General features: G+C 67.7%; 13 protein-coding genes. 6 read left to right on the forward strand and 7 right to left on the reverse strand.

All coding sequences use genetic code 11. From position 1 onward, the window contains the following. Positions 1 to 22 precede the first annotated feature (22 nt). Entirely contained in the window at positions 23 to 688 is a 666-nt protein-coding gene (locus tag QM693_RS19175; protein ID WP_005240869.1) for a potassium channel family protein, read from the reverse strand. 162 nt (positions 689 to 850) lie between these two features. On the opposite strand from QM693_RS19175, the gene QM693_RS19180 reads away from it, so the two are divergent. From QM693_RS19180 to QM693_RS19190, 3 genes are all read left to right on the forward strand, one after another. After that, positions 851 to 2,845, forward strand: coding sequence for an APC family permease (locus tag QM693_RS19180; RefSeq protein WP_025432406.1), 1,995 nt, complete (start codon positions 851 to 853; stop codon positions 2,843 to 2,845). A 13-nt stretch (positions 2,846 to 2,858) separates the two neighbouring features. Next, positions 2,859 to 4,127, forward strand: coding sequence for a class I SAM-dependent RNA methyltransferase (locus QM693_RS19185; protein ID WP_283353147.1), 1,269 nt, complete (start codon positions 2,859 to 2,861; stop codon positions 4,125 to 4,127). Between the two features lie 77 nt (positions 4,128 to 4,204). Beyond that, complete coding sequence (locus QM693_RS19190; RefSeq protein ID WP_005240874.1) at positions 4,205 to 4,663, forward strand: MarR family winged helix-turn-helix transcriptional regulator; 459 nt, start codon at positions 4,205 to 4,207, stop codon at positions 4,661 to 4,663. Here the strand turns inward: QM693_RS19190 and QM693_RS19195 are convergent. The 4 genes from QM693_RS19195 to glsA all read right to left on the reverse strand — a co-directional run bounded on the left by QM693_RS19195 (position 4,660) and on the right by glsA (position 9,021). Then, a complete protein-coding gene (locus QM693_RS19195; protein WP_317567526.1) occupies positions 4,660 to 5,319 on the reverse strand; it encodes an SIMPL domain-containing protein in 660 nt (219 codons plus the stop codon). The genes QM693_RS19190 and QM693_RS19195 overlap by 4 nt on opposite strands. Further along, positions 5,316 to 6,155, reverse strand: coding sequence for an ABC transporter permease (locus QM693_RS19200; RefSeq protein WP_280783319.1), 840 nt, complete (start codon positions 6,153 to 6,155; stop codon positions 5,316 to 5,318). The genes QM693_RS19195 and QM693_RS19200 overlap by 4 nt, the downstream gene beginning before the upstream one ends. Continuing rightward, complete coding sequence (locus QM693_RS19205) at positions 6,152 to 7,114, reverse strand: ATP-binding cassette domain-containing protein (protein WP_283331901.1); 963 nt, start codon at positions 7,112 to 7,114, stop codon at positions 6,152 to 6,154. The genes QM693_RS19200 and QM693_RS19205 overlap by 4 nt, the downstream gene beginning before the upstream one ends. A gap of 98 nt (positions 7,115 to 7,212) precedes the next feature. Continuing rightward, positions 7,213 to 9,021, reverse strand: coding sequence for a glutaminase A (gene glsA / locus QM693_RS19210; protein ID WP_283353148.1), 1,809 nt, complete (start codon positions 9,019 to 9,021; stop codon positions 7,213 to 7,215). 249 nt (positions 9,022 to 9,270) lie between these two features. Here glsA and dxs point away from each other — a divergent pair, with 249 nt between their 5' ends. Next, a complete protein-coding gene (gene dxs, locus QM693_RS19215) occupies positions 9,271 to 11,220 on the forward strand; it encodes a 1-deoxy-D-xylulose-5-phosphate synthase (RefSeq protein ID WP_283353149.1) in 1,950 nt (649 codons plus the stop codon). Positions 11,221 to 11,282: 62 nt separating this feature from the next. Here the strand turns inward: dxs and QM693_RS19220 are convergent, their stop codons facing one another. Both QM693_RS19220 and QM693_RS19225 read right to left on the reverse strand, forming a co-directional pair. Next, complete coding sequence (locus QM693_RS19220) at positions 11,283 to 12,680, reverse strand: sugar porter family MFS transporter (RefSeq protein ID WP_280783323.1); 1,398 nt, start codon at positions 12,678 to 12,680, stop codon at positions 11,283 to 11,285. Between the two features lie 96 nt (positions 12,681 to 12,776). Further along, positions 12,777 to 13,793 (reverse strand): iron-siderophore ABC transporter substrate-binding protein, encoded by a 1,017-nt coding sequence (locus QM693_RS19225; protein WP_280783324.1) that lies wholly within the window; start codon positions 13,791 to 13,793, stop codon positions 12,777 to 12,779. Positions 13,794 to 14,087: 294 nt separating this feature from the next. On the opposite strand from QM693_RS19225, the gene QM693_RS19230 reads away from it, so the two are divergent. Together QM693_RS19230 and QM693_RS19235 are read left to right on the forward strand one after the other, a co-directional pair. After that, positions 14,088 to 14,867, forward strand: coding sequence for a GntR family transcriptional regulator (locus QM693_RS19230; protein WP_280783325.1), 780 nt, complete (start codon positions 14,088 to 14,090; stop codon positions 14,865 to 14,867). Continuing rightward, the gene (locus QM693_RS19235; protein WP_005240903.1) at positions 14,864 to 15,091 is read left to right on the forward strand and encodes a 4Fe-4S dicluster domain-containing protein; all 228 of its coding nucleotides are present in this window, start codon (positions 14,864 to 14,866) and stop codon (positions 15,089 to 15,091) included. The genes QM693_RS19230 and QM693_RS19235 overlap by 4 nt, the downstream gene beginning before the upstream one ends. The last annotated feature ends 14 nt before the right edge of the window (positions 15,092 to 15,105 follow it).

Genomic DNA, 15,105 nt, shown 5'->3' on the forward strand with positions numbered 1-15,105 from the left:
CGTGAACATTCTCACTGCCGTCTCAGTTGTCCGAAGGCGGGGGATTGCCCGCGAGCGCGACGGCCTCGGCCACCGTTCCCGACACGGCCGCGATGTACACCTGGTCGTCGGCCTGGAAGACCGTCTTGCGGTCGGGAAGGACGCCGGTGCCGAAGCGGATGATGAACGCGACACGCGAATTCGTCGCCGCCTCGAGTTCGGCGACCGGCCTGCCGATCCAATCCTCGTGCAGGGACAACTCGGTGACCGCGACGGTTCCGGACGGATCGCGCCACTTGGCGGTCTGGCTGTCGCGGGTGAGAGTGTGCAGGAAGCGGTCCGTGGACCACGGGACGGTGGCGACAGTGGGGATCCCGAGCCGCTCGTACACGGCGGCACGCTTGGCGTCGTAGATCCGGGCGACGACGCGCTCCACGCCGAACGTCTCCCGGGCCACGCGCGCGGAAATGATGTTGGAGTTGTCTCCGGACGACACCGCGGCGAACGCCTCTGCGCGCTCGATACCGGACTTGACCAGCACGTCACGGTCGAATCCCATGCCGACGACGGTGCGTCCGGGGAAGTCGGGTTCGAGACGTAGGAATGCGGCAGGGTCGCGATCGATGACCGCGACCTCATGGCCGATCCGGGTCAGCGAGCCAGCGAGGGATGAGCCGACCCGGCCGCATCCCATGATGACCACATACACCTTGTACTCCGTTCATGGGCTCTTACGTCACGTCTCGAGTACGTGCGTACCGAATCGAACCGTACAGTGCCCAGGCGGAAGAGCAACCGAGACAGAGATCGCAATCCGGACACATTGGTGGGTGAGGGTCCAGGTTTTCTGCGGACGGCTTACGCTTTGGCAGTGTCAAAGCTCTCGACCGCCACAAAGCGGCTACTGCTAGGCAGACCCTTCCGGAGCGACAAGCTCGGGCACACGCTGCTTCCCAAGAGGATCGCCCTCCCGGTCTTCGCCTCCGATGCGATGTCGTCGGTGGCCTACGCCCCCGAGGAAATCTTCCTCGTACTATCGGTGGCGGGCATCTCCGCCTACGCCTACACCCCCTGGATCGGACTTGCCGTCGCCGCGGTGATGGCGGTGGTGGTCGCCAGTTACCGGCAGAACGTGCACGCCTACCCGTCGGGCGGCGGCGACTACGAGGTCGCGACCGTCAATCTCGGTCCCAACGCGGGTCTGACCGTGGGCAGCGCCCTACTGGTGGACTACGTCCTCACGGTCGCGGTCTCCATCTCGTCGGCCGCGTCCAACATCGGTTCGGCGGTGCCGTTCGTGGCCCAGCACAAGGTGCTGTTCGCGGTCGCGGCCATCGTGCTGCTGACTGCCATCAACCTGCGTGGCATCCGTGAATCCGGTGCAGCCTTCGCGATCCCGACATACGCGTTCATCGCCGGCATGGCCCTGATGCTGCTGTGGGGGTTCTTCCAGATCTTCGTCCTCGGCGACGACCTGCGCGCCGAATCGTCCGGATTCGAACTCGAAGCCGAGGACTCCCACCTGTACGGGATCGCGTTCGCGTTCCTGATCGCGCGGGCCTTCTCCTCCGGCTGTGCGGCACTGACCGGTGTCGAGGCGATCAGCAACGGTGTTCCCGCCTTCCAGAAGCCCAAGTCCCGCAACGCGGCAACCACGCTGCTGCTGCTGGGGTCGATTGCCATCGTGCTGCTGATGGGCATCATCATCCTGGCCCAGAAGATCGGGATCGTGTACGCGCACAGCCCGGCCGAACAGCTGATCGGCGCCCCCGCCGGGTATCACCAGAAGACTCTGATCGCGCAGATCGCGGAGACGGTGTTCGGCGGTTTCCCCATCGGCTTCTATTTCATCGCGATCGTGACGGCCCTGATCCTTGTGCTCGCCGCCAACACGGCCTTCAACGGGTTCCCCGTGCTCGGCTCGATCCTCGCGCAGGACCGCTACCTGCCCCGGCAGCTGCACACCCGCGGCGACCGCCTGGCGTTCAGCAACGGCATCCTGTTCCTGTCCGGGGCGGCGATCGCGTTCGTCGTCCTGTTCGGCGCCGAGGTGACCAAGCTGATCCAGCTGTACATCGTCGGCGTGTTCGTCTCGTTCGTGCTGAGCCAGACGGGCATGATCCGGCACTGGACCCGGCACCTGAAGACCGAGAACGACCCGGCTCAGCGCCGGCGGATGCACCGCTCCCGGGTGATCAACTCCATCGGCCTCGCCATGACCGGCGCCGTCCTGATCATCGTGCTCATCACGAAGTTCGCGGCAGGCGCCTGGATCGCGATCGTGGCCATGGTCGCCATCTTCGTCGTGATGAAGATGATCCGGAAGCACTACGACAGCGTCGCGCGGGAGCTCGAGGAACAGGAATGGGACGGGGTGCTGCCCAGCCGGACTCACTCCATCGTCCTCGTCTCCAAGCTGCACATGCCGACGATGCGGGCGCTCGCCTATGCCCGGGCCACACGGCCGGACACACTCGAGGCGATCACGGTGAACGTCGACGAACCCGACACCCGGGCGCTCGTGCGCCAGTGGGAGAAGACCGACATCGCGGTGCCGCTCAAGGTGATCGAGTCGCCGTACCGCGAAATCACCAAACCCGTGCTCGACTACGTGCGGCGCGTCCGGAAGGATTCGCCGCGGGACGTCGTCACCGTGTTCATCCCCGAGTACGTGGTGGGGCACTGGTGGGAGCAGATCCTGCACAACCAGAGTGCGCTGCGGCTCAAGAGCCGCCTGCTGTTCCAGCCAGGTGTGATGGTCACCAGCGTTCCGTGGCAACTGAACTCGTCCGAGAAGGCGAAGACACTGAACATCGAATACACGGCCGGGGCGTCACGCCGCGGCTACGAACCCGACGACAAGTGACGGGCGAGAAGCGTTGAGTGAGAACTGGTCGGACCGCCGCTTCGAACTGCGGCTGGGAAATCCCGGGCACGGCGGTTTCGTCGTCGCCCGCCATGAGGGCCGCGTGGTCTTCGTGCGGCACGGACTGCCCGGCGAGCGGGTGATCGCCCTCGTCACCGAGGATCGCGGCGGGTCCTACTGCCGGGCCGACGCGATCGAGATCCTCGACGCGTCCCCGGAGCGGGTCACCCCGGTGTGCCCGGTGTCGGGTCCGGGCGGCGCGGGGTGTTGCGACTTCTCGCACGCGAGCCTGCACGTGCAGCGGGACATGAAGGCGCAGGTCGTGGCCGAGCAGTTGGCGCGGCTCGCACGTGTGCAGCGGGACGTGGACGTCGAGGAACTGCCCGGCACCGGAGACGGCACCGGCTGGCGCACGCGGGTACGGCTCGCCGTCGACCCGGACGGCCGCCCCGGCTATCACCGGCACCGCAGTTCCGGGATCGTCACGGACCTGGCGTGCCCGCAGATCGAGCCGGCCGCCTACGACGGTGTGAGCGAGCACGATTGGAAGCCCGGCAGCGAGGTGCAGATCGTCCTCGACGGCGCGGGGGAGCGGCACGTGGTCGAGATCGCTCCGCCGAAGGTGTCGCGGACCGGCCGCACGAGTCCCGGGCGCCGCGGTGCCATGGCTCGCCGCGCCGCCAGCGGTGCGCCACGCGCCGAGCGGGTGGTCGTCGGATCGGGTCGCCCGGTGGAGCGGGTGCGCGACCGGGAATGGGCGCTGGCCGCCACCGGGTTCTGGCAGGCGCATCGCGGGGCCGCGGAAACGTATTCGGCAGTGGTCGCCGAATGGGCCGGGATGTCCGCGGGCGAGACCGCATGGGACCTGTACGGGGGAGTGGGTGTGTTCGCCGCCGCCCTCGCCGGCGATGCCGGGCCGTCCGGACACGTGGATTCCGTCGAGTCCTCACGCCAGGCCGTGTCGGACGGGAAGGCCGCGCTCTCCGACCTCCCGCAGGTGCGGTTCCACTCCGACCGGGTAGAGCGCGCCGTCTCCGGGCTCGCCTCCCCGCCGCAGGTCGTGGTGCTCGATCCGCCGCGTGCGGGTGCCGGGCGTGACGTGATCGACGCGGTCGCCGCCGCGGGCGCCGAGAGGGTCGTGCACGTGGGATGCGACCCGGCGTCGTTCGCCCGCGACATCGGTCTGTACCTCGCGCAGGGATATCATGTCGACGAGCTGCGCGCGTTCGATGCGTTCCCTCTCACCCACCACGTGGAGTGCATCGCGTTGCTGACGCGCTGACAGCGGCGCATCGTTACCGAACGCAACAAAACGTTATAGTCGGCCCGCAGGTAGTGGGTGTGTGGGACGGGGACTGGATGTCGGTACAGGCAGATACTGCGCAAGCGCTCGTCGATGCGGTGTTCGCACTCGGGCGGTCGTTGCGGGCGGTCGTCTCCGCGAGCGGCGAGACCCCGATCCCGCCCGCGTTGACGAGCGTGCTCTTCGTGCTCGCCGCCCGGGGGGAGTGCCGCCAGAACGAACTGGCCGCCGACCTGTGCGTCAGTCAGTCCTCGCTGAGCAGGCAGATTTCCGAACTGGTCGACGCGGGATACGTGTCGCGCGCCGCCGACCCCCACGACAAGCGTGCCTCCCGCATTCGGGTGTCGCCGAACGGGATGGACATTCTGCGCGAGACCACCGAGCGCCGGGCCGAACGGCTGCGCGGCATGCTCGAAGGCTGGTCCCAGGAACAAGCACTCGCGGCGGTGACGTCGCTGACTCAGCTCAACGACACGTTCGCCGCGTCGGTCCAGCAGCGGGGCCCGCGGGTCTAGACCAGACGCCACCGCACCCGGACGTCGACGCGCGTCGGCTTCTCGCCGCGTTCGACGGCGATCGGGGAGTCGGCCGCCGCGAACGCCTTCGCGACCGGCCGCGGCGGCACGTCCCCGGTGTCGACTTCCGAGATGTCGAGCACCTCGCCCAGTGCACGACGTGACAGCGAGGCATACTGCTCCGCCTTGGCGAGGGCATCGGCCCAGGCCCGGTCCCGAGCGGACGCCGTCAGCGCGGCAGGGTCGGAGAAGTCGAATTCGAGTCCGCCGAGCCGGATGTCGTCGCCACCCGCGCCGACGCAGGCGGCCACCACCTGCGCCGACGACGACGCGGACGCCCCGGCCTCGCGGACGGTGATCTGCAGCGTCGTCGCGGCGGTGTAGCCGGTCACCTCGCTGCCCCGGCCCTCGGTCCACGTGGTCTCGGAGTGCACGGAAAGGCCGGTGGTCGCGAGGTCGGGCCCCGAGACGCCGTACCCGCGCAGGGTGTCCGTGACCGCCGTGGTGGACCGGGCGACGGCCTCGAACGCATCGGCCACCGCGGGACGTGTCGCGGTCACGGTGACGGTGGCGCGCACGAGATCCGGAATCGCCGACACGATTCCGGATCCGCGTACCGTCACCGATCTCTCGGCGTGATCCGTCGCCACCGTCAGGACTTACGGTTGTACAGGCGCATCGTCAGGGGTCCGAAGATCACCACGAACCCGGCGCACCACCCGAACACGATGGCGAGATCCGCCATCTCCACCGTCCCGGCCATCAGCCCGCGAATGGACGTCACCAGCTTGCTGATCGGGTTGACGCCGACGAAGGCCTGTAGCCAGCCCGGCATCGTTGCGGGGTCGACGAAGATGTTGCTGGCAAATGTCAGCGGGAACAGGATGAACATCGACACCCCCATGACCGCCTGCTCGGTACGCATGAGCATCGCGAACATCGTCCAGATCCAGGACAGGCTGAACGAGAACAGCAGCAGCAGGCCGATCGACGCCACCACACCGACGAGCCCGCCGTCCGGGCGGAACCCCAGGACGAGCCCCAGGAGCAGGACGATGATCGAGGCGATCGTGTAGCGGACGACGTCACCGAGCAACGCGCCCACGAGTGGAGACGGACGCCAGATCGGGAGCGACCGAAACCGGTCGAACACCCCCTTCTCGATGTCCTTGTTGAGCGTCAGGCCGGTGTACATGGTGATCATGACGACCGTCTGCACCAGGATGCCCGGCAGCAGGAACTGGACGTAGGCGCTGGTCGAACCGGCCAGCGCACCCCCGAAGAGGTACGTGAACATCAACGTGAACATGATCGGGAACATCGTCACGTCGAACAGTTGCTCGGGGACGTGCTTGATCTTGAGCAGAGCTCGCCAGCCGAACGAGAGCGAGGTGGACCACGCGGTGGGTCTCGCGGGCCTCGGGCCGGGCATCTTCAGGACGTCGGCGACCGCGGTGGCGGTGTCGGTGGTCCGGTCGGTGGTGGAGGTCATGACGCATGCTCCTCGGTGGGTCGGCCGGTGAGGGAGAGGAAGACTTCGTCGAGGCTCGGTTGCCCCAACGCGAATGTGCTGACGGCGATTCCGGCGTCGTCGAGTGCGGGCAGCGCCCGCGCGACCCGGGCCGGGTCGTCGATACGGGCGGTCAGGGCGGCCGGGTCGGCTTCTTCGACGATCGGCACCTCGAGCACGTCCCGCAGCAGCGCCGCCGCGGCGGGACGGGTGGCGATGTCGGTGACCCGCACGTGCAGGGCCCCGGATCCGACGGAGGCCTTCAGTTCGCCGGTGGTGCCCTCCGCGATGACCTTGCCGTGGTCGATGACGGCCACCCGGTCGGCGAGTTGATCGGCCTCGTCGAGGTACTGCGTGGTCAGCAGCACCGTCGTTCCGCCGGCCACCAGCGCGCGGACGATCTCCCACACCTGATTGCGGCTGCGCGGGTCGAGACCGGTGGTGGGCTCGTCGAGAAAGATCATCTCGGGAGTGACGATGATGCTGGCCGCGATGTCGAGCCTGCGGCGCATACCACCGGAGTAGTTCTTCACCTGCCGGTTGCCCGCCTCGTCGAGCCCGAACGCGGTCAGCAACTGTTCGGACCGGGTGCGGGCCGCCGCGCGGGAGTACCCGTACAACCGGCCGAGCAGCAGCAGGTTCTCGCTGCCCGTCAGATCCTCGTCGAGCGAGGCGAACTGTCCGGTGAGGGAGACCTTGCTGCGCACGGCGTCCGGCTCGCTCGCGACGTCGTGGCCCAGCACGGTGGCCGTTCCACCGTCGAGGGGCAGGAGCGTGGCCAGCATCCGGATCGCGGTGGTCTTGCCCGCGCCGTTCGGTCCGAGGACGCCGTACACGCCGCCGAGGGGGACGGCCAGATCCAGGCCGTCGACAGCGTGGGTGGATCCGAACGTCTTGACGAGTCCCGTCGTCTCGATGGCCAGCTTTGTCGCTGTGAGCATTGCACCCTGCTTTCGATTCGAGCGTCGTCGATTCCGAGCCCCAGCCTGTCCGATTTTTCCGGTTCGGGCAATCGGATTTTCCCGTGGGCGATCCTCGATCAGGGCCGAAGCAGCGACCGCAGAATCACGTCGAGTTGCTCATAGGCGCCGGCAGCCAGTCGTTCGAGAAGGGCGAGTTTGAGTCCGGGCTCCGTCGCGGCCATGTCGGCATACCGATCCGCGGGGAGAACGGCGACGGTGACCTCGGAGTCGGCGCACACGTCATTGAGAAAGCGTAGGTCCAGCAGCATCGTCATCTCGCCGAAGGTCATGCCCGTCGACAGGGTCATGATCCGGTACACGGCGCCCCCGGAATCGGTGACCCTCATGCTGACCCGGCCCGAGAGGATCAGGAACAGCCCGCACGCCCGGTCGCCTCGCTGGATGATCTGCTCGTCGCGAGCGAACGTGCGGATGTCGAGGTCGCGGGTGAGTCGCCGCAACTGTTCCGGTCGCAGCCCGGCCAGCACCGGATGGTGCGCGACGTCGATGGTCGCCGGCTGGCGAAGGGCGGCGCAGTGCCGATCGAGGAGGGTGTCCTCGGACCACTGCAATGCGGCTTCGAGGTCGGCGAACACCCGGCCGCCCGCACCGGTGAGATCCGAATGCGTGTAGCCGAGCAGGGCCGCGGGATCGACGAGGGCGACCGCGCAGCCGCGACGGGTGAGTTCGTCGCGCAGACTCTCGAGCATGCGGCGCGCGATGCTGCCGACGTCGTCCACCCGCCGCACGTCGACCACCACGACCTCGAGCTCGTTCTCGACCCCGCCGATCTCGCGCACCGCGGACTCCGCGCCGGCGAAGAGCAGGTCCCCGTGCAACTCGTAGATCCGGCTGCGCTTGCCGACGTCGTCGAGGGCGGCCCGCTCGGCGGGAGTGCGCCGCATCCGCGACGGACTGTCGACGACGGAGTACGTGGCACGGATCGCCGACCGGGCGGCGCGGGTGACGTGCAGGAAGTGCAGCTCCAGGTCGTTCGACAGGGCCCGGCACGCCTCCACCCCGCGCACGCTGTTCCCGTGCGCGTCGAGGCGCGGCGAGTAGACGGCGATGCCGATCTGGCCCGGCAGGACCGCGACGATGCCGCCGCCGACGCCGCTCTTGGCAGGCAACCCCACCTCGTACACCCACTTGCCTGCGGCGTCGTACATGCCGCACGTCGACATCACGCTCAGGACGCGCTCGACGAGGGCCGGTTCGAGAACAGTGTCCCGGGTGACGGGGTTGACGCCGTTGTTCGCCATCGTCGCGGCCATCAGGCTCAGGTCCCGGCACGTCACGTCGATGGAGCACTGGCGGAAGTAGAGATCGACCGCCTCGTCGGGGTCGCCGGTGATGATGTCGAACGAGCGCAGCATGTGGCCGATCGCCCGGTTGCGGTGCCCGGTCCGTGACTCGGACTCGTACACCGACCGGTTGAACGTCAGGTCCCGTCCGGCGTACCGGGAGTACGCGGCCCGGATCCGTTCGAACCTCGAGTCCAGGTCCGGGCCGGCCACCAGCGACGCGGCGGTGATCGCCCCGGCGTTGATCATCGGATTGCGTGGTCGCTCCGTCCGCGGGTCGAGGCTGATCTCGTTGAACGGTTCCCCGGACGGTTCGACGTCGATCTTCTCGGCGACCGCGTCGGACCCGCGGTCGGCCAGCGCCAGGGCGTACGTGAACGGTTTCGAGATGGACTGGATGGTGAAGGGCAGGCGGGTGTCGCCGACCTCGTACACGTAGCCGTCCACTGTGGCGATGCAGATTCCGAACGAGTCGGGGGCGACGGCGGCGAGTTCGGGAATGTAGTCGGCGAGCTCGCCGCTGCGGTTCTCCCGGGTCGCGGCGAAGACTTTCCCGATCAGCGCGTCCACGACGGTGCTCATGAGTCGACCCTAGAGGCTGTTCACGACGCTGTCGGGTGTTCCGCGGGGCCCGTCCGGCGGCACAATTGTGTGAAGCCGGTCACGGTCGTGGCCGGGATGCCCGAGGACGAGCCCGCGATACCGGGCCGCACCGGCCCCTACCGTGTGTCCCGCACTCCGGCGGCTCCGTAGACTGGTTCCACTGTGACGTGACACGAAGCCACGGCAGAGGCACGCAAGGCCGCGTGCATCACGGAGGGAGCGATCTCGTTGGGTGTTCTTGCCCGTATCCAGACGCCTGACGATCTTCGTCAGCTGAATTCGGCGGAGATGAAGCAGCTCGCCGCGGAGATTCGTGAGTTCCTCGTGCAGAAGGTCGCGGCGACCGGTGGTCATCTCGGCCCCAACCTGGGCGTCGTCGAACTGACCCTCGCGTTGCACCGCATCTTCGAGTCGCCCGCCGACCCGATCATCTTCGACACGGGCCACCAGGCGTACGTCCACAAGATCCTCACCGGTCGCAAGGACGATTTCGACTCGCTCCGCAAGCAGGGTGGCCTGTCCGGGTACCCGTGCCGGGCGGAGAGCGATCACGACTGGGTCGAGTCCTCGCACGCATCGGCGTCGCTGTCGTACGCGGACGGCCTCGCGAAGGCCTTCGAACTGACCGGTCAGGACCGCCACGTCGTCGCCGTCGTGGGTGACGGTGCGCTGACCGGCGGCATGTGCTGGGAGGCCCTGAACAACATCGCGGCAGGCAAGGACCGCTCGGTGGTCATCGTCGTCAACGACAACGGTCGTTCCTACGCACCGACCATCGGTGGTCTCGCCGACCACCTCGCCGCCCTCCGCCTCCAGCCGGGATACGAACGCATCCTCGACAGCGGCCGCCGGATGGTGAAGAAACTTCCCTGGGTGGGTCGGACCGCCTACTCGGTCCTCCACGGCATGAAAGCGGGCCTCAAGGACGCCGTCGCCCCGCAGGTGATGTTCACGGACCTGGGCATCAAGTACCTCGGACCGGTCGACGGACACGACGAGGCCGCGCTCGAATCCGCGCTGCGCCGCGCGAAGGCGTTCGGTGGCCCGGTCATCGTCCACGCCGTCACCCGCAAGGGCATGGGTTACGCGCCCGCCGAGAACCACGTCGCCGATCAGATGCACTCGACCGGCGTGATCGACCCGCTCACCGGTAAGGCGACCGGGTCGGCGTCCGCCGACTGGACGTCGGTGTTCTCGGCCGAGCTGATCGATCAGGCGAGTCACCGGCAGGACATCGTGGCGATCACCGCGGCGATGGCGGGCCCCACCGGTCTCGCCGCGTTCGGCGAGAAATACCCCGACCGGATGTTCGACGTCGGGATCGCCGAGCAGCACGCCGTCACGTCGGCGGCCGGCCTCGCCCTGGGCGGCCTGCACCCGGTGGTCGCGGTCTACTCGACGTTCCTCAACCGCGCGTTCGATCAGCTGCTGATGGACGTGGCGTTGCTGAAGCTTCCCGTCACCCTCGTTCTCGACCGCGCGGGTATCACCGGCAACGACGGCGCCAGCCACAACGGCATGTGGGACATGTCGCTGCTGGGCATCGTCCCCGGAATGAAGGTCGCGGCTCCCCGCGACACCGCCACCCTGCGGGAGGAACTGGACGAGGCACTGGCGGTCGACGACGGTCCGACCGCGCTCCGGTTCCCGAAGGGCACCGTCGGCGACGACGTACCCGCGGTGAGCCGCCTCGACGGCGTCGTCGACATCCTTCGTGCCCCCTCCGGGCGGAACGACGTGCTCGTCGTGTCGGTCGGCGCGTTCGCCGGTCTCGCGCTCGCCGCGGCGGAACGCCTGGAACAGCAGGGCATCTCGGCGACTGTCGTCGACCCGCGGTGGGTCCTGCCGGTCCCGGAGTCGCTGGTGAAGCTCGCCGAGGACTACACGATGGTCGTCACCGTCGAGGACAGCGGACTGCACGGCGGTGTCGGTTCCACCGTGTCCGCCGCGCTGCGGGCGGCGGGGGTCGACGTCCCCTGTCGTGATCTCGGTGTTCCGCAACAGTTCCTCGACCACGCGTCGCGCGCGCAGATCCACGCCGAGCTGGGCCTCACCGCGCAGGACGTCGCCCGGCAGATCACCGGATGGTTCGCCGGCCTCGGGAACCTGCGCCCCGAGCAGCAGAACGGCGTCGTCGCCGACCTCGATGCGCAGCGCGCGGAGAAGCAGCAGGGCTGAGCCGTTGCACAGAAATCCGGCCGAATCACAGTGTGATTCGGCCGGATCCGTATGTGCCTGGGTCAGGTGTGCATCTCCTCGAGCTCCATCCCCTTCGTCTCCCGGACCTTCGACCGGACGAAGAAGAACGACAGCAACGCGAAGAACGCGAACAGCCCGTACAGGAACCACAGCCCCACCGAGCGGGTGAGCGGCGGGAATGCCAGCGTGACCGTGAAGTTCGCGATCCAGTTCGCCGCCGTGCTGATGCCGAGTGCGTAGGCGCGCATGTTGTTGGGGAACATCTCGCCCAGCATCACCCACATGACCGGGCCCCAGGTGGAGGCGAAGAAGATCACGAACAGGTTGGCGCCGATCAGGGCGACCGCCCCCCACGGGCTGGGGAGCACGACGTCGTCGCCGCTGCCCGTCGCCTGGGAGAAGGCGATTGCGGCCATGAGCAGGCTCACGAACATGCCGAGCGAGCCGACCATGAGCAGGATGCGCCTGCCGATCCGGTCGACGAACAGGATGGCGACGAACGTCATGCCCACGTTGATGATCGACGTGATCACCGACGTGGTGAACGACTCGTTCTCGGTGAAGCCCACCGACTTCCAGAGCGTGGTGGAGTAGTAGAAGATCGCGTTGATACCCACGAACTGCTGGAAGATGGCCATGAAGATGCCGACCCAGACGATGGGCTGCAGCCCGAACTTCGGGCCGCGAATGTCGTCGAACGACGCCGTCGATTCGTGGCGGAGGGTCAGCCGGATCTCGGAGACACGCTCGTGTGGGTCGACTTCACCGGTGATGTTCGCGAGGATGTCGGCCGCTTCCTGATCGAGGTGCTTGCCGACCAGGTAGCGGGGTGACTCGGGAATGAGCAGGGCGAGAATGCCGTACACGACCGCGGGGACCACACCGACGATGAACATCCAGCGCCAGGCCTCGAGGTTCAGCCACAACTCGTTGGAGGCGCCGCCCGCGGCGTTCTGCAGCACCGCGTCCGACAGCAGCGCGGCGAAGATGCCGAGAGTAATGGCCAACTGCTGTAGCGACGCCAACGCGCCGCGGTAGCGGGCCGGCGCGATCTCCGAGATGTACGTGGGCGCAATGACCGACGCGATACCGATGCCGAGACCGCCGAGGACGCGCCACAGCATCAGGTCGGGGACGCTGAACGCGAGACCCGCTCCGAGCGAGGACACGACGAACAGCACCGAACCGAGCAGCATCACTTTCTTGCGGCCCCAGCGGTCCGCGAGGCGACCCGCAAACCATGCGCCCACAGCACATCCGAGCAGTGCGATCGCCACGGCGAAGCCCGTGAAGAACGATCCGAGTTCGAAGTGGCCCTGAATGGAGTCGACGGCACCGTTGATGACCGAGCTGTCGAAACCGAAGAGAAATCCACCGACCGCGGCGGCGACGGTGACGCCGATGACCTTCGCGGTGTGTCTTTCGGACATCTGCGTCATCGCATACCTGCTTTCGGCGAGCGTTCCTGATGCGGGCACAGCGGAAATTTGTGTCTCGAATCACGCTACGCCCGACACCGCCTGTCAGGCGGGAGTTCAGGCACCCGCTTTCGTGGCGGCCTCGCTCAGCTGAGGTGTCAGCTTGTCCAGAACCCACGGGGTCGCGAGAACGCTGGTCTGGCTGAGCCCCGAGATGATCTTCGTGTCCGACAGCGCGACCGCGGTTCCACGCCCGATGGCACCGAGATTCGCGTAGGCCGGGTTCGCGGCCACGGTCGTGTTCTCCGGGACGAACGCGACCACGACGTCGGCGTCGACATCGGAGATGTTCTCCACGGAGATGTCGGCGAAGAACTTGTCCGGATCATTGGCAGCGGCCAGCTTCTGCACACCGGGAGACACGGTGAACCCGAGCTGGGTCAGCACCTGGACGCGGGGATCGGAGGGCATGTAGACGTTGACCGTCGCGGCGTCGGTGTCGAAGTTGATCACCGAGATCGTCTTGCCGGCGAACTCGGGGTGCGCGGCGGCGGTCTGAGCGAGGGTGTCGTCGAGACCGGCCACCAGCTGCTCCGCCTCGGCGCTCTTGCCGAGTGCCTGTCCGACCAGCGTGGTCTGGTCCTGCCACGTGGTCTGCCACGCCTTGTCCGGGTACGCCACCGTGGGGGCGATTCCCGACAGCTTCTCGTACGTCGCCTGGTCGAACCCTTCGTACGGGGCGAGCACGACATCGGGGGCCAGCGAGGCGACGCCCTCGATGGGGGTGGACGTGGCCGTGTCGAGCAACGTGGTCTGGGACGGATCGAATCGGTCCTGCAGCCAGGGCATCACACCGTTCGCCTCGGCGCCGTACGTGTACTTCGGCATGCCGACCGGTGTCTCGCCGAGCGCGTAGACGACGTCCTGGGCGTTCCATCCGAGCGTGACGATACGTTCGGGTGCCCCGTCGAGGGTGGTCGATCCGAACGTGTTCTCGATGGTGACCGGAAACCCTTCACCGGACGCTTCCGTGGTTCCTCCGTTGTCACCGGACGAGCACGCGGCGAGGAAGAGGGACGAACTTGCCACGGCGAGTGCGACTGCGATCTGACGTCTGGCGGTGGGTGCGAACACGGCAACGACTCCTTCGGGACGAAAACAGAAGGTAAGCCTAACCTAGACTCGAGTGCTCCCCGGGCGGACGTCGCGACTTCGAATCACCCTGATTGAAACTTCCCGGCCCGGCCCGGCCTGGCGCATTTCCGGGTCGTTGCCGGGTTTTGGCTGGTGAGGCGGCTCGGGCCCGGCGCGGACCCGGCCGATTCGCGGGGGCGCCCCGAGCGGCGGTTCGCGGCGACTCCGGGCCCCGCCGACTGCCGTTAGCGTTTGTCTTCGTCCAGCTCACACGCACTATCGACGAAGGAAACCATGGTGGTGAATCCGACTCCCCTCCTGACGGCGTCGCGCAGTTCCCGCGCGGACCATGCGCGCAGATTCGCCGACCTGCTCCGCCAGCAGATCCACGCGGACTCCTTCGCCGAGCGCGGATTGCCGTCGGAATCGGAGCTGGCCGCCGAGTTCGGTGTGTCGCGCAATGCGGTACGCGACGGACTGGCACTGCTCAAGCAGGAGGGGCTCATCGACCGGGCCCCGCGGGTGGGAACCCACGTGGCGCAGCGCAAGTACGACCACGGTCTCGACGCCCTCCTCGGGCTGAAGGAGACTCTGAAGGGGCACGGCGACGTCCGCAACGACGTCCGCGCCGCCCTGGAGATCAGCCCGCCACCTGCCGTCGCCCGCCGCCTGCAGCTGGAGCCGGGCGAACCCGCCGTCTACATCGAACGGGTGCGGTACCTCGGCGACCTGCCGCTCAGCCTGGACCTCACCTACCTCGTCCCCGACATCGGAGCCGAAATCCTCGGTCACGACCTCGAAACCAACGACGTGTTCGCGCTGATCGAGGAAGTCTGCGGTCAGCCCCTCGGCTCCGCCGATCTGGCGATCGAATCCGTAAACGCCGACGCCCATTCCGCCGCGAACCTCCAGACGCCCGAGGGTGCGGCGCTCCTGTTGCTCGAACGCCTCACTCGGCTCGTCGACGGACGTCCCGTCGACCTCGAATACATCCGCATGCGCGGTGACCGAATCACCATGCGCAGCAGCCTCGTCCGCCGACCCGACATCACGAACTGGGAGCTCACCTCATGACCTTGGTCAATCAACGAGCAGACGTACCCGTCACCATCGACGAGTCGCTGTGCATCGAGGGCTGCACCCTGTGCGTCGAGATCTGCCCGCTCGATTCGCTGGCCATCAACCCGGAGAACGGCAAGGCCTTCATGCACGTCGACGAATGCTGGTACTGCGGTCCCTGCGCGGCCCGCTGCCCGACCGGCGCGGTCACCGTGAACATGCCGTACCTCCTCCGCTGAGCGAAAGACCACCC

Origin of the sequence: Rhodococcus sp. IEGM 1305, from assembly GCF_030058635.1 — a bacterium.
In the GTDB taxonomy this organism is placed as follows: Bacteria; Actinomycetota; Actinomycetes; order Mycobacteriales; family Mycobacteriaceae; genus Rhodococcus_F; species Rhodococcus_F opacus_D.